The 23,905-nt window shown below is 44.8% G+C and carries 24 protein-coding genes and 2 pseudogenes; 8 read left to right on the top strand and 18 right to left on the bottom strand.

The window, feature by feature from the left end; all coding sequences use genetic code 11:
* Window positions 1–80: 80 nt before the first annotated feature.
* Window positions 81–329: pseudogene (locus tag ACWJJX_RS05230) on the top strand (hypothetical protein); the annotation flags it as partial.
* 55 nt (window positions 330–384) lie between these two features.
* On the opposite strand, the gene ACWJJX_RS05225 reads toward ACWJJX_RS05230, so the two are convergent.
* The 10 genes from ACWJJX_RS05225 to ACWJJX_RS05180 all read right to left on the bottom strand — a co-directional run bounded on the left by ACWJJX_RS05225 (window position 385) and on the right by ACWJJX_RS05180 (window position 10,493).
* Window positions 385–1,677: a glycosyltransferase family 4 protein gene (locus ACWJJX_RS05225; protein ID WP_454022797.1), complete on the bottom strand. Its 1,293-nt coding sequence runs from the start codon at window positions 1,675–1,677 to the stop codon at window positions 385–387.
* A gap of 22 nt (window positions 1,678–1,699) precedes the next feature.
* On the bottom strand, window positions 1,700–2,755 hold the full coding sequence (locus ACWJJX_RS05220) for a phosphotransferase (protein ID WP_454022796.1): 1,056 nt from the start codon (window positions 2,753–2,755) through the stop codon (window positions 1,700–1,702).
* Window positions 2,748–3,935, bottom strand: coding sequence for a carboxylate--amine ligase (locus tag ACWJJX_RS05215; RefSeq protein ID WP_454022795.1), 1,188 nt, complete (start codon window positions 3,933–3,935; stop codon window positions 2,748–2,750). Before ACWJJX_RS05215 ends, ACWJJX_RS05220 begins: the two co-directional genes overlap by 8 nt.
* Window positions 3,925–5,259, bottom strand: coding sequence for a glycosyltransferase family 4 protein (locus tag ACWJJX_RS05210; protein WP_172615118.1), 1,335 nt, complete (start codon window positions 5,257–5,259; stop codon window positions 3,925–3,927). The genes ACWJJX_RS05215 and ACWJJX_RS05210 overlap by 11 nt, the downstream gene beginning before the upstream one ends.
* On the bottom strand, window positions 5,256–5,912 hold the full coding sequence (locus ACWJJX_RS05205; RefSeq protein WP_004393067.1) for a PIG-L deacetylase family protein: 657 nt from the start codon (window positions 5,910–5,912) through the stop codon (window positions 5,256–5,258). The genes ACWJJX_RS05210 and ACWJJX_RS05205 overlap by 4 nt, the downstream gene beginning before the upstream one ends.
* Before the next feature lie 87 nt (window positions 5,913–5,999).
* Window positions 6,000–6,563 carry a protein kinase family protein gene (locus tag ACWJJX_RS05200; RefSeq protein ID WP_032858248.1) on the bottom strand — a complete coding sequence of 188 codons (564 nt, stop codon included), beginning with the start codon at window positions 6,561–6,563 and terminating at the stop codon, window positions 6,000–6,002.
* 142 nt (window positions 6,564–6,705) lie between these two features.
* Window positions 6,706–7,155, bottom strand: a complete 450-nt coding sequence (gene rplI / locus ACWJJX_RS05195; RefSeq protein ID WP_004393063.1) for a 50S ribosomal protein L9 — start codon at window positions 7,153–7,155, stop codon at window positions 6,706–6,708.
* Window positions 7,152–9,131 carry a DHH family phosphoesterase gene (locus ACWJJX_RS05190; protein ID WP_014306180.1) on the bottom strand — a complete coding sequence of 660 codons (1,980 nt, stop codon included), beginning with the start codon at window positions 9,129–9,131 and terminating at the stop codon, window positions 7,152–7,154. Before ACWJJX_RS05190 ends, rplI begins: the two co-directional genes overlap by 4 nt.
* Window positions 9,132–9,161: 30 nt before the next feature.
* Window positions 9,162–10,097, bottom strand: a complete 936-nt coding sequence (locus ACWJJX_RS05185; protein ID WP_070082661.1) for a YybS family protein — start codon at window positions 10,095–10,097, stop codon at window positions 9,162–9,164.
* Window positions 10,098–10,340: 243 nt separating this feature from the next.
* On the bottom strand, window positions 10,341–10,493 hold the full coding sequence (locus ACWJJX_RS05180; protein WP_004393059.1) for a hypothetical protein: 153 nt from the start codon (window positions 10,491–10,493) through the stop codon (window positions 10,341–10,343).
* A 133-nt stretch (window positions 10,494–10,626) separates the two neighbouring features.
* Here ACWJJX_RS05180 and ACWJJX_RS05175 point away from each other — a divergent pair, with 133 nt between their 5' ends.
* Window positions 10,627–11,112: a spore coat protein gene (locus tag ACWJJX_RS05175; protein ID WP_017418488.1), complete on the top strand. Its 486-nt coding sequence runs from the start codon at window positions 10,627–10,629 to the stop codon at window positions 11,110–11,112.
* Between the two features lie 36 nt (window positions 11,113–11,148).
* On the opposite strand, the gene ACWJJX_RS05170 is transcribed toward ACWJJX_RS05175, so the two are convergent.
* The gene (locus ACWJJX_RS05170) at window positions 11,149–11,520 is read right to left on the bottom strand and encodes a winged helix-turn-helix transcriptional regulator (RefSeq protein ID WP_007615010.1); all 372 of its coding nucleotides are present in this window, start codon (window positions 11,518–11,520) and stop codon (window positions 11,149–11,151) included.
* A gap of 206 nt (window positions 11,521–11,726) precedes the next feature.
* Between ACWJJX_RS05170 and ACWJJX_RS05165 the strand changes: the two genes are divergently transcribed.
* The 5 genes from ACWJJX_RS05165 to ACWJJX_RS05145 all read left to right on the top strand — a co-directional run bounded on the left by ACWJJX_RS05165 (window position 11,727) and on the right by ACWJJX_RS05145 (window position 17,887).
* Window positions 11,727–12,656 (top strand): manganese-dependent inorganic pyrophosphatase, encoded by a 930-nt coding sequence (locus tag ACWJJX_RS05165; RefSeq protein WP_004393053.1) that lies wholly within the window; start codon window positions 11,727–11,729, stop codon window positions 12,654–12,656.
* Window positions 12,657–12,840: 184 nt separating this feature from the next.
* A complete protein-coding gene (locus ACWJJX_RS05160) occupies window positions 12,841–13,758 on the top strand; it encodes an EamA family transporter (RefSeq protein WP_326374937.1) in 918 nt (305 codons plus the stop codon).
* Between the two features lie 347 nt (window positions 13,759–14,105).
* Window positions 14,106–15,527 (top strand): glycoside hydrolase family 68 protein, encoded by a 1,422-nt coding sequence (locus tag ACWJJX_RS05155; RefSeq protein ID WP_326374938.1) that lies wholly within the window; start codon window positions 14,106–14,108, stop codon window positions 15,525–15,527.
* A 61-nt stretch (window positions 15,528–15,588) separates the two neighbouring features.
* Window positions 15,589–17,145 carry a glycoside hydrolase family 32 protein gene (locus ACWJJX_RS05150; protein ID WP_454022794.1) on the top strand — a complete coding sequence of 519 codons (1,557 nt, stop codon included), beginning with the start codon at window positions 15,589–15,591 and terminating at the stop codon, window positions 17,143–17,145.
* Window positions 17,146–17,224: 79 nt separating this feature from the next.
* Window positions 17,225–17,887 carry a GntR family transcriptional regulator gene (locus ACWJJX_RS05145; protein WP_014306186.1) on the top strand — a complete coding sequence of 221 codons (663 nt, stop codon included), beginning with the start codon at window positions 17,225–17,227 and terminating at the stop codon, window positions 17,885–17,887.
* Window positions 17,888–17,964: 77 nt separating this feature from the next.
* Here the strand turns inward: ACWJJX_RS05145 and ACWJJX_RS05140 are convergent.
* The 7 genes and pseudogenes from ACWJJX_RS05140 to ACWJJX_RS05110 all read right to left on the bottom strand — a co-directional run.
* Window positions 17,965–18,471 (bottom strand): annotated as a pseudogene (locus ACWJJX_RS05140) (DinB family protein); the annotation flags it as partial.
* A gap of 30 nt (window positions 18,472–18,501) precedes the next feature.
* Window positions 18,502–19,719: an MFS transporter gene (locus tag ACWJJX_RS05135; protein WP_146283892.1), complete on the bottom strand. Its 1,218-nt coding sequence runs from the start codon at window positions 19,717–19,719 to the stop codon at window positions 18,502–18,504.
* A 347-nt stretch (window positions 19,720–20,066) separates the two neighbouring features.
* Window positions 20,067–20,435: a DUF1304 domain-containing protein gene (locus ACWJJX_RS05130; RefSeq protein WP_004393040.1), complete on the bottom strand. Its 369-nt coding sequence runs from the start codon at window positions 20,433–20,435 to the stop codon at window positions 20,067–20,069.
* Between the two features lie 30 nt (window positions 20,436–20,465).
* Entirely contained in the window at window positions 20,466–21,104 is a 639-nt protein-coding gene (locus tag ACWJJX_RS05125) for a nitroreductase family protein (RefSeq protein ID WP_004393039.1), read from the bottom strand.
* Window positions 21,105–21,117: 13 nt separating this feature from the next.
* Complete coding sequence (locus tag ACWJJX_RS05120) at window positions 21,118–21,552, bottom strand: MarR family winged helix-turn-helix transcriptional regulator (RefSeq protein WP_004393037.1); 435 nt, start codon at window positions 21,550–21,552, stop codon at window positions 21,118–21,120.
* A 137-nt stretch (window positions 21,553–21,689) separates the two neighbouring features.
* On the bottom strand, window positions 21,690–22,568 hold the full coding sequence (locus ACWJJX_RS05115; RefSeq protein WP_014306188.1) for a YitT family protein: 879 nt from the start codon (window positions 22,566–22,568) through the stop codon (window positions 21,690–21,692).
* 181 nt (window positions 22,569–22,749) lie between these two features.
* Window positions 22,750–23,202 carry a MarR family winged helix-turn-helix transcriptional regulator gene (locus ACWJJX_RS05110; RefSeq protein ID WP_014306189.1) on the bottom strand — a complete coding sequence of 151 codons (453 nt, stop codon included), beginning with the start codon at window positions 23,200–23,202 and terminating at the stop codon, window positions 22,750–22,752.
* A gap of 120 nt (window positions 23,203–23,322) precedes the next feature.
* Here ACWJJX_RS05110 and ACWJJX_RS05105 point away from each other — a divergent pair, with 120 nt between their 5' ends.
* Complete coding sequence (locus ACWJJX_RS05105; protein WP_166705967.1) at window positions 23,323–23,757, top strand: GNAT family N-acetyltransferase; 435 nt, start codon at window positions 23,323–23,325, stop codon at window positions 23,755–23,757.
* Window positions 23,758–23,905: the final 148 nt, after the last annotated feature.

The raw sequence follows: 23,905 nt of genomic DNA, 5'->3' as shown, positions 1-23,905 counted from the left end.
GCCGCTCTCTCATATATATGTGCGGGAGGCGGAAGCGATGGCTTTCCGCCTCTTTTTTCCGTGAAGAAAATTTCGGTAAAACCGTCTCACAGCTGAAAAAACTTGTTGACGAAAGAAAAGTGAACTATTTCTTATAATCCGGAAACAATTCAGGCAACACAAAGCTTGTCTCATGAATTAAAAAGAACGGCACAAAAATCTCAGCTGACCGATACAGCACCGGAAAAACACGCTCAGCCCGGCGAGGAATGACAGGCGGCCCGGGCGGACAAAGCCAGCAGACTCTGTGTGAGATGAAAAAACAGCTCGGAAAGAGGCTGGATAGTTAAACGCCGGCCTCTTTATTCTGCTCTTGAAGCACCTGCCATGCGGCGCCGGTATCATTCAGAAAAATGATTGATAAATCCTTTCTATTTTTGAAACCATCAGTTCCTGACGCAGATGCCGGCCGGCATAGGAGCGCGCTTCTTTTCCAAGCCGTTCCCTGAGAGACTGATCCGTAATCAGCATTACGAGGGCATCAGCAAGTTCGCGGCTGTTGCCGGGCTGACAGATAAGCCCTGTGTCCTCATGCCGGATCATCTCAGGGATTCCTCCGCAGTCAGTTGCGACAATGGCTTGACCTGAGAACAACGCTTCGATGATCGCTATGGGGAAATTATCATTCAATGTCGGCAGGACAAATATAGATGATTCAGCCAAAAGCGCCGGCACATCATGTCGTTTTCCGAGGAAAAACACATTTGAGAGGCCCAGTTTCCGTCTCTTCTCTTCCAGAAACCCTTTCATGTTTCCGTCTCCGATGATCCATATATCCACTCCGGATAAATGGTGCCGGATGCGGGCGAGGGCGTCCAGCAGCACATCATGTCCTTTTCGCTCGGTCAGACGGGAAACGCACGCAATCACGAGCTTTTCAGCACGTTTTGGCTCGGGTGCATCCCGGATGTCAATGCCGGTATGAACAGTCGTCAGCTGAGCCTCCTTCGCTCCGTACTCCAGCAAGGGCTCGTGAAAGGAGTCGCTGATTGTAATGATTTTATCCGAAGCCCGAATACCCTGCCTTTCTATTTCACTGAAATATGCCTCTTCTATTGAACCCTTTTGGATTTTATGAAACTTCATCCGGCTTTTCGTAAAATGTCCGTGCGGCGTAAAAAAAAGCGGACGCCGATACGTTTGATTAAGGTATCCCAGCAAAAATACCGCAAATAAATCCTGCGCGTGAAACAGGTCATATTGTTCTAAGTCTTTCTCCTTCAAAAATCTTTGAAAGACATGTAAATAGCTGAGATTCTTCACAAACTTTTCGTTTGCGGCGCCGTATCTGCCAACAAGAAACGCTCTGATCTCGTCAGCGGCCCGCGGGATATCTTCCTGAAAAAAAGCTGGCGGCATTTGGAGCGGCGAGATGACATCCGCCTGATGACCGATGCGCTCAAAACCCGTCTTAATTGACGTGATATAACTCGCCAGTCCTCCGACATTCGGGTAACGGAGAAAGGTTGCGTACAGAATACGCAATGGCTTTTTTCGTTTGGGGGAGCTTTTTCCTTCCGCACAGAACGAATACAGCATCTCCGGCTCACTTTGATGTTCGATCCCGTAAAATTGATCCATGACGCGCAATAAGGCAAGAGGCACCAGACCGTTCGGCTTGCCGATCTCTTCTTTCAAATCCGCTCCCCCTCTCTTAAACTTATAATCCTAATTCCCGTCCCCATTTTGACACTTTGTCAACATGATACGGCAGCAGTTCTCCTCCCCGATTGTCGAAGATTCTCCGCAATTGGGTATGAAGCCCTTTCTCAAGTGTTCTCTGCAAATAAGCCATTTTATAAAGCGTCATAGGAGGGGTCTGAAAATGCATGCTCCGCTTTTTCATTTCTTTCGTATACACTTTTACGCAATACGTCCGAATATCTTCTGCGTGCCGGCTCCAATCTTTTCTGAAGCCGAGCAGAATTTCGACCAGCACCGTCATATCAAACCAAACCGGCGCGTACTTTGCGGATTCCCAATCGATGAATTGAATATCCCACGGTTCATGTCCGGACGCATCGTGGGTGCAGATATTCTGCATATGAAGATCACCGTGTGTGATGGCTGAGCCGTTTTGTATCAATTCAGGGAAAAAATCCGGCTCCTCCTGCTCCAGCAAGTTTGTGATTTGCCGATAATGAGGCTTCACGATATCCTTTGTGCGCTCATCTTTAAGAGCTCTATCCAATAATTCCGCTGTCTTTTTGATCTGCTTTTTACGCCCTTTTCTCATGATTTCCGATTCGTATACCGGCAGCCACGACCGCCATTTACCGTCAGAAATAGTCTTGTTTTCAAAGGTGCGGCTGTGCAGTTCCGCGACAGACGGAATAATATACTTGAAATGCTTTGGGTGAAATGTAAGCTGTCCTCTGATCTGGCTGACAAACTCCATAAATATCCACGTTTCATGGTCACTTTCCTCTATAAGATAGATGTCCGGCAGCAAATCCCCTAAAACAGAACGGGCTTTCCCGTATATATTAATCTCGACCTTGTTTTTTTCACGGGAAGATTTATACACCTTCAATATCAGCGGAACAGTGCCGGATTTTTTCTTTACAAACAGTTTATAAATGGCGCTTCTGTCTGTTGATTTCAGGCATGTGATGTCAACCGGATTCACCGCAGCCCTTTCACCGAACGAATACGACAGTTTTTCGTCAATTCTCAGTTTTTGAAATGCGTCATACAAAAGATCCTTTTCATACATGCCGATCTTCCTTCCGCTTCCGTTTCCAGCTGTTTTTGAGATGAGACCAAGTGTTTCTGATAAATGGCATCGGGTCATTCCAAGCAAAAAGAGCGTACTCTTTTTTTCCTTTACATCCTTTCCAAAAATCCCGGAACGTCATTTCTCCTCTTTTTCGTTTCTTCAAAAACGTTAAGAAGTAACGCACCTCATAAATCCAATTGATTCCGTCTTTTTGTTCGAGCTGGGGCTTCACCTGTTGTCCGGTCAAATACAGATAGTACATGTAAACGAAATGAATGCCTGCCGGTTCTGTCAGGCTATGGCTGAGCCAAAAGCGCGGATTAATTTCGATAAACTTGTAAACATTGTCCCGGGGATCCTTTTTAAATTCCGCCATGCCTACTCCCTTCAGCTGAATCGCTTCAAAAAACGGCAGGGTCTTCTCGATTAAATCAGGAAGCCGTTTGCTGACGACGTGGGCCCCCGCGCCAAAATCAGCAGGGAATTGATGGTTCTTTTGCAGAGAGAATAAGCCCATTAATTTCATTTGGTCATCATAAAAAGTGGCGACTTTATAAAAACACTGGTTGTCTCCGGGGATGATCTCCTGCACAAGCAGTTCTCCATTTTCTCTGTAGGAGCTGAACTCCTTGCGCAATTGTGCGGCATCCTTCATTACAATTGCTTTTTTGTTTACTTTTTTTCTGTATTCATGGCCGGCCACCGGTTTTAAAATACACGGGAAGTCAATATTGGCGATGGCCTCTTCCAGTTCATCCCGGTTGTTCGGAAAAAAGGTTTTCGGGCAGGGGATGTTATGCTTGACCGCTAATTCATATGCTTTGCTTTTATCTAAGACCGTTTCTAACAGAGAGCGGCTCGGGAGCAAAAATAAAAAAAAACCGGCTAATGTCTCGCGGAATTTAGATATAAATCCCGCATAATCATCAGATCCTGCGTACAGAACCGGCTTTGCTTGGAATCGCTTCCCGAAATCAGTCAGAAATGTCAGCAGTTCTTCTTCTTGTGTTAAAGGGCTGGGACATATCCCGCAATCTGCCAACCTTGATTTTCCGATACGATAAGGTCCCTCCGTGTCAAACGCGTAAACATCGATTCCTCTTCGGGCCAGGCTGCGAATGATCCCAATCCCGTTTGCACTGAAATCAAGTACAACGGCTGCATGTTCATGTTTCATGATCTCCCTCCGAGCTGTTGGTATTTTGATAAATCGATTCGATATTTTTTATCATCGTCTCACTGCTTAAATATTTCTCCGCGTAGGCCTTTGCGTTTGAAGCAGCCTTCTCCCGCGCAGATTTGTTAGTGATAAAAAACGCTAAAGCCCGGGCAAGAACCTTTGCATTTCCCGGCTCGACAATAAGTCCCGTTTTGTTATGGCGGATCAGATCCGGAATACCCCCGCAATCGGTCGCAATGATAGCCGAGCCGCTGAACATCGCTTCAATAATCGAGATGGGCAGACTATCATTAATGGTCGGCAGTACGAATATATCCGTCATATTCAAAATAGCGGGAACATCATCTCTTTTTCCTAAAAAGGAGACCATAGATAGATTCAGTTTTCGAGCCTGTTCCTCTAAGGCGCTCCTCATCTCTCCGTCGCCCGCGATCAGCACTTGAACATGTTCAAGCACATCAGACGGAATTCGTGAAAGTGCGTCAAGCAAATGATTATGTCCTTTTCTCGGGCCTAATCTTGCAATACACGAGATGATGATCTTATTTTTCGGCAGCGGGATTTTTCTTTTCCCGCCTGTTTTTGCATCGTAATCGATTCCTGTGATTACCGTTGTCATGTCTTCCTGTTCGGCTCCGAGCTTCATGAGCGGGCTGCGGAACGTATCGCTGATAATAATCAGGCGATCTGCGTATTCAATGGCTTTCATCTCTAGTTTTTTATAATAAAACTCTTCTACCGATCCTTTTTTAAAGATGTGAAATTTAAGTCTGTTGAAAGTAAACATGCCATGCGGTGTGAAAAATAAAGGTTTCTTATAGATTTGATTGAATCTGCCTAATATATTGGCTGTAAATAAATCTTGAGCATGAAACACATCATATCTTTCCAAATGAATCTTTTGAAGCATTTGCTCGTATATAAACATCAGCCGATTATTTTTCAAAATATGATTGTTATAATCCCCATATCTGTCCTTAAAGAAATCTTTTAACTTCGGAACAACAGCCGCCCGCAGTTCTTTTACCTGTGCGGACGGAAACAGATTAGGGGAGATGACATCGACCTTATGACCTCTCTTCTTCAGGCCTTCACTAAGCGTTTTAATATAGTTTGATAAACCGCCCGTGTGCGGGTAGTCCCAAAACGTGGCAATCAAAATGGATAACTTCTTTTTTTTCCTGTATAACCGCGGAATATGATGTTCATGTTTCAACTGTGTCTTTACTGCCGCCTTTTTTTGAGGGCGCGTTTTGACCCCGTAGTAGCGGTCAAGCGTCTGGACCATATACGGATACGGGACGGAAAATGTCTTGATCATTTCCAGATCCTCCGCACGACTTCAAAAGCTTCGGCGTATTCCACACCCGCCGTCATCCCTCTGACTCTTCCTAAATGTTTAACGCCTTCATATGAACGGGGATGAGGGTAATCCCTCATTTCTACGTCATAGTGGTGAAGCGCCGCGAGTTTAGCATCCATTGTGTCTGTGATGTTAACGAAGTAATTAGGTTTGAAGAGTTTATCAGCCGTATTCCTCTCCCACTCGCTTGAAGATAGCGTTTCGAACGTAAGCAGTTCGATAGGTTTTTGATTCGGAAGCGGTCTGGCGGCTGTTAAAACTGCTTGGAATGTTCTCTGGTGGTCCATATTGATATCGCCGTAATGATGTGTAAAGATTTTATCAGGCTGATAGACGCGAATGAGCTGCTCTAATTCTTTGACAAGCTTATGAAGAGGGATACATTCCAGCTCTAAATTCGTATGCTCCAAAAAGATGACTTTCTCAATTCCAAGCTCTTGATTCGCGCGTTCGCCTAATTGTTTAATATGATGAGCTTCTTCTTTTCTTCCTAATGCCGTAATAATGGAAATCACTTTATATCCTTCATTGATCAGCCGTTTTATGGTGCCCGCTGCTCCCAATAGTTCATCATCGGGATGAGCGCCGATAACCATAATGTATTCTGCCATTTTTTCCACACTCCACCAAACAAATGTTACAAATATCATATGACGACCCTAAAAAAAGGAAACTTACATATGCGGATTTTCAGAAACTTACATGTGCGGCTGCCATTCCAGGTAACGTGACGGATTTAATTTTTTTATAGTGTTCAAAAACTCATCTGCCAAGCCGTATTTGTCCAGTCCTTTTAATAGTTTTACGGGAAACCGGGTAATGGCGGAAAAAGCTCTTTTATGGTCGATGACCTTAAGATTTCCGTGTTCGTTAATCAGAATGTGCCTGATTTCGGCATCCCATCTGGTAAAACCGATTCTTTTTAATTCATCCAGCATATTTAAAATATCAGCAGTCAGTTTGACGGACAGAGATTTTTCTTTTCTGATATGGCGGGCAAGAGAGGTGCCTTGGACATATTCCATCACAATATAACGATCTCCGTATTCATACAGTCTTGGAATCACCGGGGAACCTTGTCCGGTCTTTAAAGCCGCCAATTCCTTCTTGCATGTCCCTTTTTCAAAGAAGTATTTTATGCATTTGTTGTGTGTTAAGCGGTAGACTTCCCCGTCTTTTCCGTCTCCGATCAGCGGATAGTGCTCCAGCGCCTTTTTATTCTCCGGATTATTAAAATATGTTTCAGAAAAAAATCGTTTCATACCGACACATCCTTCGTTATGATGTAATATAATATGCAATCTGGTAGCGATCGGAAATGAAACAATCTCATCATTTTCTTGCGCTGCGCCGTCTGCTGACATAAAAAAAAACCCGCCGGATCGGCGGGTTTTTCATTGTGTATTACGCTTCTTCTTTTACGTGAACCTTCAGCACAGCCTGAACTTCAGGGTGCAGCTTTACAGGAACGTTTGTATATCCCAGTGTGCGGATACCGTCTTGGAGCTCCAGTTTCCGTTTATCCACTTTAATCTTATGCGTTTTTTGCAGCGCTTCTGCAATCTGCTTGCTTGTGACAGACCCGAACAGGCGGCCGCCTTCACCGGATTTGGCACTCAGCTCAACAGTCAGCTGTTCAAGCGTTTCTTTCAAATCTTTCGCTCTTTCAAGCTCGGCAATCGCTTCTTTTTTCTCTTTTTCTTTCTGTCCTTTCAATGCGCTGATGTTTGTCGCATTTGCTTCGACAGCGAGGCCTTTTTTAATGAGAAAGTTATGTGCATAACCGTCTGCTACGTTTTTCATTTCGCCTTTTTTTCCTTTACCTTTTACATCTTGTAAGAAAATAACCTTCATCTCTGAACGCCTCCCTCAAAATATTCATCAATGGCTTCCTTCAGCCGGACGAGCGCTTCTGAGACAGAAATGCCCGATAACTGGGTTGCCGCATTGGTTAAATGCCCTCCGCCATCCAGCGCCTCCATAATAATCTGCACATTGACCTCGCCCAGCGATCTCGCACTGATGCACACCGTATGCTCATCCCGTCTGGCTACCGCAAATGAAGCTTCCACTTCACTCATCGATAAGAGGGAATCAGCCGCCTGCGCAATCAGCACCTGGTCAAAGTACTCCTCTTCGTTCTCAGGCAGAGAAGCAATCGCGATATGTTCTTTATAAAGAGCCGTATGCTGGATCAGTTTCGCCCGCTTGATGTAAGAACCGACGGATTCTTTGAGAACTTTCTGCACCAGAACCGTATCTGCGCCTTTCGCTCTCAAATAAGAAGCGGCGTCGAACGTCCGCGAGCCCGTGCGAAGGGAAAAACTCTTCGTATCCACTATTATACCAGCTAACAGGGCCGTCGCTTCAATCATATTGATTTTGAGCCGCTTCGGCTGGTATTCAAGCAGCTCCGTCACGAGTTCTGCGGTGGATGAAGCGTATGGCTCCATATAAACGAGCAGCGGGTCTTTAATAAATTCCTCGCCTCTGCGGTGGTGGTCAATCACAACGATGTGCTCGATTTTGTTCATGAGACGCTCTTCCATCACAAGGGACGGTTTATGTGTATCAACGACGACAAGCAGCGTGTCGTCATTTGAAATTTCCATCGCCTCTTCCGGCGTGATGAACCGCGACCACAGCTCTTCATATTTTTTAATTTCTTCAATCAGGCGCTGAACGCTTGATCCGATCTGGTTCGGATCAATGACGATGTAGCCTTCTTTGCCGTTGGCCTGCGCCACCTTCAATATTCCGATTGCGGCTCCGACTGCGTCCATATCAGGAAACTTGTGCCCCATGATAATGACATTGCTGCTTTCTGAGACAATCTCCTTGAGCGCGTGAGAAATCACCCGGGCGCGCACCCTTGTGCGTTTCTCCATCGGATTTGTTTTGCCGCCGTAAAATTTCACCTTGCCGTTCGGCATTTTGATCGCCACTTGGTCGCCTCCGCGGCCGAGAGCCAAATCGAGGCTGGACTGCGCCAGATCTCCAAGCTCCTTCAAGGAAGAAACCGATGCGCCGATCCCGATGCTGAGGGTCAAAGATACAGTGTGAACGGATGTTTTTTCTCGGATTTCATCCAAAATCGAAAATTTCGCGTTTTCAAGCTCCGTTAAAATGTGTTCATTTAACACCGCGATAAACCGCTCCGAGGACGTCCGTTTCAGGAAAATGCCGTACTCCTGCGCCCACGCATTTAATAATGAGGTGACCTGGCTGTTCATCGTGCTTCTCGTTTGGTCATCCAGCCCCTGTGTGACGTCATCATAGTTATCTAAAAAGATATATGCCAGCACGGTTCTCTCATTTTCGTACTGCTTTTCAATCTGAATCTGTTCTGTCACATCAAAGAAATAGAGCAGGCGCTCATCTCTTTTAATCACTACTTTAAACTTCCGCTCATTCAAGGTGATCGTTTCCGAATCGACCTCCTGCTTGATCAGCGGCACGACGGCCTCGCATGTGTCATACAGCGAGCGCCCGACGAGTGTGCTTTCATTAAAACAGGAAGACAAAAACGGATTCGCCCACTCAATGTAATATTGATCATTAAACAGCATAATCCCGATAGGCATTTCCATTAATGCCTCTTCGCCTACTTTTTTCAATCTATACGATAACGTGGAGATATAATCGTCAATTTCTTTTCTGATCAGAGAATCCGCACGCTTAATGAAAAACAGGATCACGGCGAGCAGCACAACGCCGATGGCTCCTATCAGCCAGTTAAAGTAAATGCTGATGAGGATTATGATGATTGACAATGCAATCAATGCATAGATGGGATACCGAAACAACGGTTTTTCATAAAAACTAGGCATTTCTATCAACTCCCCACCTGTAAGTCACACTCAATTTCGCGTCACCTTATTTCTTATGTTAAAGCCTATGTCAATGATGCCTAAGAGGAGATACACGGACAAGATGAGCGGAAAAAGCACACCCAGCACAATTGCTAAAACAGGAACGGCTTTCGGCATCTCCATTTCGCGGCAATAGAAAAAAATAAACGCTAATCCTTGAATACAAATCAGCAAGCTGAGAATAAATCCCCCATTCAATGAAACCGAATACAGCATATGCCCTTTTTCTAAAGGCAGAAACCCTAATATCGTCACAATAAAATACAGAATGACAACGCTTTGCGGGAGTTTGAGCTCTCTAAAAGGCTTCATCTTCGGAAGATCAGGGGAAAATCGCCGTAAAAGCGGCCTTACCATAGCATAACTGAGGAAAGAAAAAACGATGCCGGTCAATACGAGCACTGTCGGAAAAAGATATTGAACCGTGCTCAGCTGACTTTCCATCAGCTTGATCTGCTTCCCGAACTGATCTCCGTAACCGAGCTGCTTTGACATGGTTTCTGCTAAAGACAGCGACTCCCGAAGCTGGGACATGGTGGTATCGATCACATTCATATTAAGAAACACGATGCTGACCACAAAAAAAACGACGCCGCACAGCACATACGCCATAGCGCCGGCAGCAACCGCATAGCCGGGCTGTTTCTTTTTAAAATAATATCCCATGGCGATTCCCGTACAGGCAGCCGTAAAAGCGCCTGTAAGCCCGGTAAACGAACTTACAATAAAGCTGACAGGAAGGCTGGCAAGCCCCATCCATACCCCGGGCTTCAGACCATGCCGAATGGTGTAAAGAATGATCGGCAGCGGCAAAGCAAAGAGAAGAATTGCCCCCAGTAAAGGGAGGTACACGACCAAAAGGGAAATGATTGCAAAAATACTGATCAAAATGGCGCCTTCTATTAGAGCCCTTGTATTTTTCACTTACTCACCTCAAACCTTGTATCATTCGAACATACGAATAGAAAAGAGCAGCTTAGACGACTGCTCTTTTGACGCCGCAATGTCTCTTTCAAGACCTGAATTTTCCATAAACTCTCCAAAATACACGTATATATTTTAACATAAGTCGAAATCGCAAGTAAAATGAGCGCGGACACCCGCAATGTTCCATGTGAAACATGAAAACAGACAAACGGACATCCCAGTGAAAGAATGCCCGTTGTATCAGTGATCCTGATCATCCATGAAACCAGAAGTATCTCTGTTTTTCTTTTTGGTTTTTCGTACATATAACAAGACGATAACGATAAGTAAGAGAGTGGTCGCCTGTAAAACCCCGCTGCTGAAAAGGAAGAAGTTCTTTATCATGTCCCACATATAGTTTCACCTCTATTTCGTATTTCCTTTACATTGAGTTTCCCTTTCTGGAAACTTCAAAACATCAGGAACAACATCGGGACCGGGGCATATGCTGAAAGTGAAAATGAAGGATAAAGGAGATTCTTACACCATGACCGAGCGGAGAACATTAGCATGGCATGAAACGTTAGAACTGCATGAGTTAGTGGCTTTCCAGGCAAACGGACTTGTGAAATTAAAAAGAACAGAGCGGGACGTAAGCGATGCCAGATTAAAACAGCTTTACAGATTTTCCATCCATTCGCTGGAACAAAATCTGCGTGAACTGCTTCCTTTCTTCCCTGAAGCTCCCGCTTTTCGTGAGGATGAAACAGAAGAGCGCGCTGATTCCTCCTTTTACAGCGGCGGCCTGCTGATCATGGCCAAAACGTCTGTCCGCAATTACGCCGGAGCCATTACAGAGACGGCCACACCCCAATTAAGACATGTTTTCGTCAAGCACTTAAACGCGGCTATCAAGTGGCATCAAATGGTCTTTGAGTATATGGAAGAACGCGGTCAATATCCGGCTTACAACCTGAGCGAATTGCTGAAGAATGACGTGCGCAACGCCAGAAAGGCCATCGCGATGAAATAAAAAAAAGCAGCAAGGAATTTAATCCTTTGCTGCTTCTTATTTTTGAGCGGACTGATCTTGAGGCGACGTTTTTTCCCGGTATGCCTCGAGAAACTCCCGGTTGGCATCTCCCCATTTCTTCATTTGCAAAACGATCGGTTCCAGCGACCTGCCGAATTCGGTAAGAGAATACTCCACCTTTGGAGGCACCTGCTGATATACCTCGCGATGCACGATGCCGTCCGCCTCAAGCTCGCGAAGCTGAAGCGTCAGCATACGCTGCGTAATGCTGGGGCAAATGCGCCGAAACTCATTAAACCGCTTTTTTCCGCCGATCATATGATAAAACAAAATACCCTTCCACTTTCCGCCGATAACGGAAAGCGTCAGTTCAACCGGGCAACCTTCTTTATTCGGATATATGTTCATTTTTCATCCTCCATAGTACCTTTTTTGATACTATATGCTGATTAGCATCTGACTTACCCAGTATTTTACTCGCAATCCTCCTCACCGCTCAACAAAAATGCTTCTTTTTCACATCAATTTTTAAGGTTTTGAAGATTACACCCTCCGCAAGACGTGTTAAACTATAAAAAGATTGTTTACACTACAAAAAAGGACAAGGAGTTATTATGGAAAAAATTCTTATTTTCGGACATCAAAACCCAGACACAGATACCATTTGCTCTGCCATTGCCTACGCTGATCTAAAAAATAAACTCGGCTTCAATGCTGAGCCCGTCCGCCTTGGACAAGTCAACGGCGAAACACAATACGCGCTTGATTATTTCAAGCAGGAAAGCCCGCGTTTGGTGGAAACTGCCGCAAACGAAGTAAACGGCGTCATCCTTGTTGACCACAATGAACGCCAGCAAAGCATCAAGGATATCGAAGACGTTCAGGTTCTTGAAGTGATCGACCACCACCGTATCGCCAACTTCGAAACAGCGGAACCTCTTTACTATCGTGCTGAGCCGGTCGGCTGTACGGCTACGATCTTAAACAAAATGTACAAAGAAAATAACGTGAAAATCGAGAAAGAAATTGCGGGCCTCATGCTCTCAGCAATTATTTCCGACTCTCTGTTATTTAAATCTCCGACTTGCACGGAGCAGGATATCGCAGCGGCAAAAGAGCTTGCTGAAATTGCCGGCGTAGATGCGGAAGAGTACGGCTTAAACATGCTGAAAGCGGGCGCCGACTTAAGCAAAAAAACTGTGGAAGAACTGATTTCTCTTGATGCGAAAGAGTTCACGCTCGGCAGCAAAAAAGTCGAAATCGCCCAAGTCAACACAGTTGATATTGAAGATGTCAAAAAGCGGCAGCCGGAATTAGAAGCGGCTCTTTCAAAAGTAATTGCTGAGAAAAACCTTGATCTGTTCCTTCTCGTGATTACGGACATTTTGGAAAACGATTCCCTTGCGCTCGCCATCGGCGATCAGGCGTCAAAAGTTGAAAAAGCATTCAACGTAACTTTAGAAAACAACACGGCTCTTTTAAAAGGCGTCGTATCCAGAAAGAAACAAGTCGTTCCTGTTTTAACAGACGCGATTGCAGAATAACCAACACACCCCGGAAACCAGCCGGGGTGTTTTTTTTTACAGCTCGTTCATCAGACGGCCATTTAGTAAGCGCTTACTTTGAAATTATTTTGACTCCTGTTAATATACAATATATAATATATCACATGTAAGGCGTTCGTTTTCCTAATTATTGTAAGTTGCTATCACAACATCAGAATCGGGGGTGTCTATCCTGGAAAAACACGCTGCTCTTTCTTATTCACGAACAACAGGCATTTGGCTTGTGCTTACAGGAGCTATCTTATGGGGGGTCTCGGGAACGGTTGCCCAGTATCTGTTCCAGCACCGCCATTTTAATACAGAATGGCTGACTTCGGTGCGCCTTCTGGTGTCAGGGGCGCTTCTGCTCGGAATCGCGTACCGCAAAGAAAAAGGACGGATATGGGCTGTTTGGAAAGACAGACGGGACAGAATTCCCCTTCTTTTATTCGGGATTTTCGGAATGTTAGGCGTTCAATACACCTACTTCGCGGCAATTGAGTACGGCAACGCGGCAACTGCTACCGTTCTTCAGTATTTAGGGCCGGCGATCATTACATGCTTTTTAGCGATTCGCGCAAAGAGAATTCCTTCGGGAAAAGAACTGCTCGCCGTCTTATTGGCGGTTGCCGGCACATTCATTTTGGTCACGCACGGGAATGCCGGAAGCCTGTCCATATCCGGTCTGGCCGTCTTTTGGGGAATCAGTTCGGCGTTTGCACTGGCGTTTTACACCCTTCAGCCGCATCGTCTGCTGAAGAAATGGGGATCCGCCATTGTTGTCGGATGGGGCATGCTGATCGGCGGAGCCGCCCTCAGCTTGATCCGCCCGCCCTGGACATTTGAAGGCGAGTGGTCCTTTCCTGCATATGCCGCGATTGTGTTTATCATCATTTTCGGAACGCTCATCGCTTTTTATTGCTACTTGGAAAGCCTGAAATATCTGAGTGCCTCTGAAACCAGCCTGCTTGCCTGTGCAGAGCCGCTGTCGGCAGCTTTTTTAGCTGTTATCTGGCTGCATGTTCCCTTCGGAATATCAGAATGGCTGGGTACTTTGCTGATTTTAGCCACCATCGTTTTATTATCTATCAAGAAAAAATAACCTCTCTTTTTTAGAGAGGTTTTTTCCTAGGCCCAGAGCACCCCTTAGTCTCAATTACCCATATATTAAAAGGCCTTTTTTCATTTTACTATCATCCAAAAGAGGAAAATAGACCAGTTGTCAATAGAATCAGAGTCTAATAGAATGATGTCGACAAGTAAATCATGCAGGATTGTTACTGATAAAGCAGGCAAGACCTAAAATGTGTTAAGGGCAAAGTGTATTCTTTGGCGTCACCCCATACATATTTTAGGTCTTTTTTTCTGTAACAAACCTGCCATCCATGAATGCAGGAGGATCGAATCGGCAGATCGCAAAAAAAGGTACATACAAAAGGAGACATGAACATGAACATCAAAAAATTTGCAAAACGAGCCACAGTTCTAACTTTTACGACTGCACTTCTGGCAGGGGGAGCGACTCAAGCCTTCGCGAAAGAAAATACCCAAAAGCCTTACAAAGAAACGTACGGCGTCTCTCATATCACACGCCATGATATGCTGCAGATCCCTAAACAGCAGCAAAGTGAAAAATACCAAGTGCCTCAATTCGACCCATCAACAATTAAAAATATCGAGTCCGCGAAAGGACTGGATGTGTGGGACAGCTGGCCGCTCCAAAACGCTGACGGAACAGTAGCTGACTACAACGGCTATCACGTCGTGTTTGCTCTTGCGGGAAGCCCGAAAGACGCTGATGACACATCCATCTACATGTTTTACCAAAAAGTCGGCGACAACTCGATCGACAGCTGGAAAAACGCGGGCCGTGTCTTTAAAGACAGCGATAAGTTCGACGCCAACGATGAAATCCTGAAAGAACAGACACAAGAATGGTCCGGTTCTGCAACCTTTACATCTGACGGAAAAATCCGTTTATTCTACACTGACTTTTCCGGTAAACATTACGGCAAACAAAGCCTGACAACGGCGCAGGTAAATGTGTCAAAATCTGATGACACGCTCAAGATCAACGGAGTGGAAGATCATAAAACGATTTTTGACGGCGACGGAAAAACATATCAAAACGTTCAGCAGTTTATCGATGAAGGGAACTATACATCCGGCGACAACCATACGCTGAGAGACCCTCACTACGTTGAAGACAAAGGCCATAAATACCTTGTATTCGAAGCCAACACGGGAACAGAAAACGGATACCAAGGCGAAGAATCTTTATTTAACAAAGCGTACTACGGCGGCAGCACAAACTTCTTCCGTAAAGAAAGTCAGAAGCTTCAGCAAAGCGCTAAAAAACGCGATGCTGAATTAGCGAACGGCGCCCTCGGTATGGTAGAGTTAAACGATGATTACACATTGAAAAAAGTCATGAAGCCGCTGATCACTTCAAACACGGTAACTGATGAAATTGAGCGCGCGAATGTTTTCAAAATGAACGGCAAATGGTACCTGTTCACTGATTCACGCGGTTCAAAAATGACGATCGACGGCATTAACTCAAACGATATTTACATGCTTGGTTATGTATCAAACTCTTTAACAGGGCCTTACAAGCCGCTGAACAAAACTGGTCTTGTCCTGCAAATGGGTCTTGATCCTAACGATGTAACGTTCACTTACTCTCACTTCGCAGTGCCGCAAGCCAAAGGCAACAATGTCGTGATCACAAGCTACATGACAAACAGAGGCTTCTTTGAGGATAAAAAGGCAACATTTGCGCCAAGCTTCTTAATGAACATCAAAGGCAAGAAAACATCCGTTGTTAAAAACAGCATCCTTGAACAAGGACAGCTTACGGTTAACAACTAATAACAACAAAAAGAAAATGCCGATACTTCATTGGCATTTTCTTTTATTTCTCAACAAGATGGTGAACTCAATCATGGCTCGAAAATGGCCCGTTGTAATATTGATCTTTTTGGGTGCGTTCCTGTTTGTCGGCTTACTGCCGAACAAAACCCACAATTCCTCTGACACAAACACGGAGCATAAGAAGGATTACCGGGCGGCGTATCATTTTACGACCCCGGACAAATGGAAAAACGACCCTCAAAAGCCCATTTTTTTCGAGGGGAAATATCATTACTACTATCTTTATAATCGGGATTACCCGAACGGCAACGGCACAGAATGGCGGCACGCCGTATCAGAGGACTTGGTGCACTGGACGGACGAAGGCACGGCTATTCCGAAATACACCAACGAAAACGGCGATATATGGTCCGGTTCTGTCGTCATTGATAAACACAACACGGCGGGCTTCGGCAAAAACGCGCTGGTCGCCGTCACAACGCAGCCGACTGCCAAAACAAAAGCCCAGGAACAATATTTATGGTACAGCACGGATAAGGGAAAAACGTTTACTTCCTATAGTGATCAGCCCGTTATGAAAAACCCGGGAACTAAGGATTTCCGGGACCCGAAAGTAATCTGGGATGAACAGGATGACAAATGGGTGATGGCCATGGCCGAAGGAGAAAAAATCGGTTTTTATGAATCACCCGATTTAAAAAATTGGAAATATACGGGCGGCTTTATCACTCAGCAGATCGGCCTCGTCGAATGCCCCGACCTTTATATGATGCGTGCAGATGACGGAACAGCCAAATGGGTTCTGGGCGCAAGCGCAAACGGCAAACCCGCAGGCAAACCGAATACGTACGCGTATTGGACCGGAAACTTTGACGGGAAGGAATTTACCGCCGATCAAGAAGAACCGCAATGGCTCGATTACGGCTTTGACTGGTACGGCGGCGTCACATTTGAAGACGGTAATAGCGAAGATCCGCTGACAAAACGCTATGCGCTGGCATGGATGAACAATTGGGATTATCCGAATGAAACACCGACACTAAAAAACGGCTTTAACGGCACGGATTCTATCGTCCGTGAAATCCGTCTTCAGCAGCAGGACGGCGGCACATACAGCCTTGTGTCAGAGCCGGTTGAAGCATTGAACCAATTAACCTCTTCAACTGACAGCATAGAACACAAACAGGTGAACGGTTCAGAGACACTGTCGATCAAAGGTGACACATATCAGCTTGATATGGATATCGCTTGGTCAGATATCAAAAATGCAGGCGTCAGACTCAGAGAATCAGCAGACCAAAGCCGGCATATTGATGTCGGTATTTCAGCAGAAGACGGCTGTGCCTATGTGAACAGATCGTTTACAGACCAGCCTGATAAAACCGGCGCATACGTCGAAAGCAAAGCCCCATTTGACGGAAACAAAGGACGCGTCCATCTGAAAATTCTCGTAGATAAAACCAGTATTGAAGTATTTGCAGACGACGGAAAAACCGTTTTGACAAATGAAGTGTTCCCAAAACACGAAGATCAGGGAATCACGCTCTTTTCTGAAGGCGGCTCCGCTGACTTTCAGCATATTGAGATGAAGCATCTCGGTTCGATTCATCCTTAGACGTCCCTCTTCATTTCTAACCGGCGCCCGGACTGTGGTAAAATGCAAATATGTATACTACGATTCATGAGGTGTTCCATTGGATAATCAAAACAAAGAACCTGTGCTGAAAAGAACCATCATGCGGGACGAAGTGTATCGCACACTCAGAAACTGGATCATAACGGGCAAGCTCAAACCGGAAACAAAGTTAAAGGACAAGGATTTGTCGGAAACATTGGGAATCAGCCGCACCCCGATACGGGAAGCCTTATTGCGGCTGGAAGATGACGGCTTGGTGATAACAAAAGCGAACAGATGGACGCTTGTCGCTCCGATTGAGTTAAAAGAAGCGGAAAACTTGTATTCCATCGTCTGGACGCTTGAGAAACTCGCATTGCAGCAAGCCCTCCCGCGTATGGACGATGCCGTGATTCAAGAATTGAAACAGCTGAATGAAAATCTTCTTCAAACGATGAAAGACGGCGATAAAATGGCCGTTCTGGAAGCGGATAATGCATTTCACCATCGCATCATTCTGCTTGCGGACAACGCTGAACTTCACAAATTGCTTGTAAGCCTGAAAGTCAAAATTCAGAGACTGGAAATCCGCTATTTCAGTGAAAACGGCGCTTTAAACAGATCATATAATGAACACTCTGATATCATTCACGCATTAGAACAGCAAGATGCCGCCGCTGCTTTTACAGCGCTTGAAGCGAATTGGAAAAACAGTTTAGAACGGCTGCAAAACATGGCATAGCAAACGAAAAAGCCAAATCACTCATATGATTTGGCTTTTTTACGGATATCACAAGACAGCCGCGCGGGCTGTCTTGTTTACTTTTTGTTTATATATAAATAAATACCGTAATCCGTCGGCACAGAAGCATACCCCATCTGTCTGAGCATGGCTGTTATATTCCCGCGATGATACGTTCCGTGGTTCACAACATGTAGGATCATATCGGCAGCTGCGGTTTTCATGATGTCACCTGACGGATGCTCTATTTCAAGGGGGAGACTGATATTTTCCTCCTTCTGCAAAAATAGTTGATACCGGTCTGATAATTCCAAAAATAGATCTTCCAGCTCTTCTATCTCTTTAGACAAGATGTCCCCTTTTTGCTGTTCAGCTGATTTCAGCGTATCCTCCAGACGCTCTCCGGAGAACACATCAAACCACCCCTTATCGGACAGATACACATGAGTCAATACACCGGCTATCGACGGAAAGACACTTTGAATCTCCTTACGGTACACATCCTCCGGAAGCTCTTTGAGCCGAGTGAATACTTACTGATTTGCTCTAAGCTGATAATCATAGAATAGTAGTGCTGAATATCCCTCAGAACCTCTCCTCCATTATGTTTAAGGCTACATGCCGCTCTGTACCATTTTCTTCATTCGCAGCTGAGAAAATCCGATAAAAGCCGAAATTAATAAGAGAAGGCCTGCGCCAATATAAATAAACCGCACGCCGAATACATCTGAGATAATCCCCGTTCCGATAATGGAAAACATAAAAATGAACTGAACTAAAGCTGATCTCGCCGCTAATATATGGACCCGTGTCTTTTCGGTCGTGATGTTTTGAAGTAATGTTTCCTGCGTGAGATCTCGTAATACACAAGCCGGCCCCATACACAGCACCAGAAAAAGGGCCGTAACGGCGCTTGTGATCAGCCCGTAAATAAACGTGAACATTCCATATGCCAAGGCTCCCGTCAGCATAAGCGGAATGAGATGATGCTCAAACTTACCGGATAACTTATAGATGATCAGTCCGCCGATCATCGTCCCTGCATAATAGACTCCGTTGACATACCCCCACCAGGCCTCTCCTTTATGAAGGACGTCATGCACATAAGTCAAGGACACAGACCCGATCCATATCATGCCTGCCCACGATTCGATCACATCCATCACAATGAGAACCCTGAGCTGCTTTTGCTGAAATAAATACACCCAGCCGCTTGCCGCATCTGCAAAAAGCGAACGTTTCCTGACTGCTGCCGGCGCACACATGCGTACTTGAAGAAACAGAATAATGCCCAACACCGAAGAAACCAATAACATGACAGTGACGATCATTGTATCGCTCTCTCCCAGGAACGCTATGATGACGCCGCCCAGAGACCACCCCGCAAACTGAACGGTCTGATCCGCCGCCGATAATAAACTGTTCGCTTTCGCCCTTCGATCAGGAGGAATGATTTCCCCAATCAGCGCGCTTTTTATCGGAGCAAACCATCCGTTGCAAAAAGAAATGCCTCCGATCAGACAAAACAGCAGAAAAAAGAATGCGGATGAACCGGTTTGGATGACAAAAAACAAACAGACTAACAGTGTGATCTGTATCAATTGAGAACTGATTAACAAAGAACGAAGCGTGAACCGGCCGGTGACCAGCGGCAAAACGGCGCTGCCCAATACGCGGCATACAATGCTGACGAGCGTCATAAGAGAGGCCATCGCCGTCGAACCGGTTTTTGTAAACAAAAACAAGATGACGGCCATCGTATAAAGTGAAAACCCCAAGTTGATAGCGGTCTGGCTGTATAAAATAGCGTAATACGCTCTCTTCATATTCATCCTCTGCAACCCCACTCCCTGATTATGTAAATCATACCATATTTGCCGATCAGCTTTTTTTTAAAAAAACAGATTGACATGGAGTCCGTCCATCTATTTCAGCAAATAACAATTAAGAAGGAGTGACAGCTGATTTGACGCTTGGTTCAACTGAAAATTGACATAAGGATATATGTGTTGAAACGAGCTGATCACATCCGGAACCATACTCATTCCAAGCGACTGCAATCCATTGCTTGCCCCCGCTGATTTGACATTCCCCAATCTATAGTGATGTATATAAGAAATGATTTTCAAAACAGAATAAAAAAAGAGGGCTTCCTTTCCGGAAGCCCTCACTCCGTCTGCTACGCCAATAAAAGAAAAATAAGCGCTAAAACAGCCGGAAGTCCTTGTTTTACGATAATTGATTTGTTTGAAGTAAAGCCTCCGAAAATGGCCGCGATGACCACACAAATAACGAAAAACATTTGAATCATATGGCCAATCGGATCAGCTCCGAGGATCAGTCCCCAAATGAGGCCGGCAGCCAGAAATCCATTATACAGACCCTGATTTGCAAACATGACCGCTACATTCCGGTCACCTTCTAAATGCTTCGGCAATTTGAAAGACCGCTTGGCAGCCTTCGAATTGATAAAAAACATTTCAAGTATCATGATAAATATATGTTCTAAAGCTACAATTCCGACGAAAACAGCCGCAATTATGTCCACTGTCCCTCTCCTCTCAGCTTCACTTCAACCTTATTTCCATTGTGCGATTGTTTCGATAGGAAGACGGTAGGAAGCATATCCTTCGTCTGCCGCTTTTCCGATTGATAACAGCATGACCGGTACATAACGCTCTTTATCCATTCCGAAAACCTCGGCAATCTTTTCTTTATCATAGCCGCCGATCGGGTTTGTATCATAGCCGTGCGCACGTGCTGTAAGCATCAGCTGCATGGAAACGAGACCTCCGTCGATCAGAATCGTTTCACGGTTCACTTGCTCCGGCAGTTTTTCAAAATGCGCCGTCAAAGCAGCGATTTGTCTGTCTTTTACTTCCTGCGGCATGTAGCCCAGTTCGACTGCTTTAGAATAAATTTCTTCTAAATAGTCATCACTGTTCATATCTGCGAAAACCGCGATCACCGCAGATGATGTGCTGACTTGTGTTTGGTTAAAGCTGGCAAGCGGCGCGAGTTTTTCTTTTCCTTCAGGGCTGTCAATGACGAGGAAACGCCATGGCTGCGCGTTGACTGAAGACGGCGCTGTCGTTGCTTCTTCAAGAATTTGAGTCATTTCTTCTTTGCTGATTTTTACGGCCGGATCGTAATTCCGAATGGAACGGCGGCCTTTCATAATGTCCATAAAATCGTTTGTTTTCAGTTCTGTTTTCATGTGTAATACACTCCTATGCTTTCATATTTTCTATATTATTCTGCATCTGCGACAATACGTTTTTTAACATACTGCGTTCTTCCTCGCTGACACCGGCAAGCATTTCCTTTATGAAACGCTCTTTCTCCTTTTTGGAAGCCTCAATTCTCTCCCGCCCCTGATCAGTAAGCCGGACAAGTATAATTCGGTTGTCCTCGGGCTTCCGCCTTCTTGTGACCATTTCTTTGGCTTCAAGCTGTTTCAAGTGTCTTGTCACGGCTGCGCCGTCAATATTCACCTTTTTCTGAAGATCGCTTTGGCTGATCTCATCGACGTAAAAAAGCACGGCGAGAAGCTCAAGGCGGGATTGGCTGATTCCGGTGCACGCTTCAAACTTCGTGCCGATCACTTTGTGCAGTGATTGGAGCTGATACAAAATCTCGCCTTCCTCTGAACAACATGCTGTCAAAACCCATCCCTACTTTCTTTTGCGCAATTAATTGACCAGTCAATGTTTGATATATCAATAATATACATCCGTTATTCTTTTTTTGCAAGTGTTTTCTCCTTTTTTAAAAAAAGCTGCCGGTGAACGGCAGCTCCTTCTTAATGATTATGGATTTTTCTGAAATTACTGCCTTTTACTTCAGCGACATCATATACCGTCACAAAGGCTTGATTATCAATGTCATTAATAATTTCCTTCAGTTTGGTTTCTTCCAAACGGTTGATGACACATGTGATTTCTTTGAATTTTTCATGAGAAAAACCGCCGTATGCTTCTTTATAAGTAGCGCTCCGGCCCAATTCTTCACGAATGGTCTCCACCATTAATGCAGGCTCATTGGTGATAATCTGAAATGTTTTAGAACCGCTTAAGCCTTCCTCAACCACATGGATCACCTTGGATGCGATGTAGTAAGCAATGACGGAAAGCAATGCGCCTTGCAGCCCGAATACAAAAGAAACAAAAATAAACACAAAAATGTTTAAAAATAAAATGAGATCGCTCGTGCCAAACGGCAGTTTCCGTGACAGCAGCACAGCCAGCATATCAATACCATCTAAGGCGCCGCCGTTGCGCAATGCCAATCCCATTCCCAAGCCGAGAATAATCCCGCCGACAACGGTGATTAACAGGGTATCTCCCTCAATGATAGCCGGCGTGTGGTGGAAAAAACTCGTGCCCGCGGCAAGTGAGACAATACCGATAATTGATAGAAACGCAAAACCTTTCCCGATTTGCTTATATCCTAACCAGACAAACGGTATATTGATCACCGCAATCAAGATCCCAAGAGGCAAATGAAAGAGCTGTGAACCGACAATGCTGAGTCCGGTTACACCGCCGTCAGATACACTATTCGGAATCAGTACGGTTTCCAGTCCATACGCGGCAATAATTCCGCCGATGATGACCATGATGGCCCGTACGATTGATTTCGCTCTGAATTTCTTACGTCTTTGTTTTTCGATTGTACTCATATCATTCCCCGCTTCAATTATTTTGTCTTATTTAAATATACCATAATTGATACTTTTCGTTAAAAATAAGCCTATCGGCTAGTTGAAGCAGGAACCGGGGAGGAGATTTCACAGATAACGTATCCATTTATGACTTTAATCATTCACAACGCAATCATTCAGTAAAAGGGATTATCATCCATTAATAGTCTCTTTTGTTTCCCTTCTTCACATATTCCCAATCATGCTCTATATTTTTTCTCACCCGCTGAAGAAGGCTGAAAATGGTTTCTTTTTCCTCAGACGTAAAGCCGGACAGGGCTACTTCCGCAGAGTGCTCTCCTTCTCTTTGCAATAACGGATAAACCTTTCTCCCTTTTTCGGTCGGGAACAGTTTTTTTATTTTTTTATTTTGATCATCAGGACGCTTTTCAACAAATCCTTGTATTTCCAGTTTCTTGATCGCTCTCGCCGCTGTTGTTCGGTCAACTTTAATCATTTCCGCCAGTTTTTCCTGTATCACTCCCGGGTTTTCACATATACGCACAAGATAGAGATACTGCCCTTTTGTTAAGTCTAATTCTTTAAATTCAATATTGCTGATGGAATCCAATGCCCGTGCGATCATGCCGATTTCCCGCAAAATATCAGTCATATCTTTTCAAACCTTTCATATTTTTGTTGCATTTGCAATATAATTGTTTTATCGTTACTTCTATAAGACCACAAGCAAGCCGTGCAGTCCAGATTAATATGTGAAAAGGATTGATTGATCATGAGGATAAAAAGAATAACAACGGAAATTGATTTGCAAGCAGCGCTTGAGATTAGAAAAGCAGTATTCATTGAGGAACAGCATGTACCTGAATCCGATGAATTTGATCAGTTCGATACGCTTGAGGAACAGTGCGGGCATGTCTTGGTTTATCATGAAAATCAGCCTGCCGGCACAGGACGGGTCCGCATCGTAAACCATACAGGCAAGCTCGAACGAATCTGCATCCTGAAACCTTACCGCAAATACGGGTTAGGCAAAGTAATCATAAGAGAATTAGAAAACATGGTAAAAGAAAAAGGCATCACCCAATGTAAACTGCATGGACAAACACATGCGGAAGGCTTTTATCACAAACTGGGCTATCAGACAGATTCACCGGAATTTATGGAAGACGGCATCCCGCATGTCTTAATGACAAAAGAGCTGGCTTAACCGAATAACAAACGGCCGGACTTCTTCCTTTTTAATCTTTAGTATATTAAGGATGCAAGGTTGACCGAAGTTAAAGGAGATTAGAATATTCTGACCTCCTTTAACTTTCTTATCTATCCCTGCCTTGTCACTCACTGCATCCCGATTC

This window comes from Bacillus sp. YH3-2-B2, from assembly GCF_053663335.1.
This window is presented reverse-complemented; position numbering and strand designations above follow the sequence as displayed.

Coding starts and splice junctions, on each gene's coding strand:
- ACWJJX_RS05220 (WP_454022796.1), bottom strand. CDS start 2,755: ATGTATGAAAAGGATCTTTTGTATGACGCATTTCAAAAACTGAGAATT.
- ACWJJX_RS05215 (WP_454022795.1), bottom strand. CDS start 3,935: ATGAAACATGAACATGCAGCCGTTGTACTTGATTTCAGTGCAAACGGG.
- ACWJJX_RS05210 (WP_172615118.1), bottom strand. CDS start 5,259: ATGATCAAGACATTTTCCGTCCCGTATCCGTATATGGTCCAGACGCTT.
- ACWJJX_RS05205 (WP_004393067.1), bottom strand. CDS start 5,912: ATGGCAGAATACATTATGGTTATCGGCGCTCATCCCGATGATGAACTA.
- ACWJJX_RS05200 (WP_032858248.1), bottom strand. CDS start 6,563: ATGAAACGATTTTTTTCTGAAACATATTTTAATAATCCGGAGAATAAA.
- rplI (WP_004393063.1), bottom strand. CDS start 7,155: ATGAAGGTTATTTTCTTACAAGATGTAAAAGGTAAAGGAAAAAAAGGC.
- ACWJJX_RS05190 (WP_014306180.1), bottom strand. CDS start 9,131: ATGCCTAGTTTTTATGAAAAACCGTTGTTTCGGTATCCCATCTATGCA.
- ACWJJX_RS05180 (WP_004393059.1), bottom strand. CDS start 10,493: ATGTGGGACATGATAAAGAACTTCTTCCTTTTCAGCAGCGGGGTTTTA.
- ACWJJX_RS05175 (WP_017418488.1), top strand. CDS start 10,627: ATGACCGAGCGGAGAACATTAGCATGGCATGAAACGTTAGAACTGCAT.
- ACWJJX_RS05170 (WP_007615010.1), bottom strand. CDS start 11,520: ATGAACATATATCCGAATAAAGAAGGTTGCCCGGTTGAACTGACGCTT.
- ACWJJX_RS05165 (WP_004393053.1), top strand. CDS start 11,727: ATGGAAAAAATTCTTATTTTCGGACATCAAAACCCAGACACAGATACC.
- ACWJJX_RS05155 (WP_326374938.1), top strand. CDS start 14,106: ATGAACATCAAAAAATTTGCAAAACGAGCCACAGTTCTAACTTTTACG.
- ACWJJX_RS05135 (WP_146283892.1), bottom strand. CDS start 19,719: ATGAATATGAAGAGAGCGTATTACGCTATTTTATACAGCCAGACCGCT.
- ACWJJX_RS05125 (WP_004393039.1), bottom strand. CDS start 21,104: ATGAAAACAGAACTGAAAACAAACGATTTTATGGACATTATGAAAGGC.
- ACWJJX_RS05115 (WP_014306188.1), bottom strand. CDS start 22,568: ATGAGTACAATCGAAAAACAAAGACGTAAGAAATTCAGAGCGAAATCA.
- ACWJJX_RS05110 (WP_014306189.1), bottom strand. CDS start 23,202: ATGACTGATATTTTGCGGGAAATCGGCATGATCGCACGGGCATTGGAT.
- ACWJJX_RS05105 (WP_166705967.1), top strand. CDS start 23,323: ATGAGGATAAAAAGAATAACAACGGAAATTGATTTGCAAGCAGCGCTT.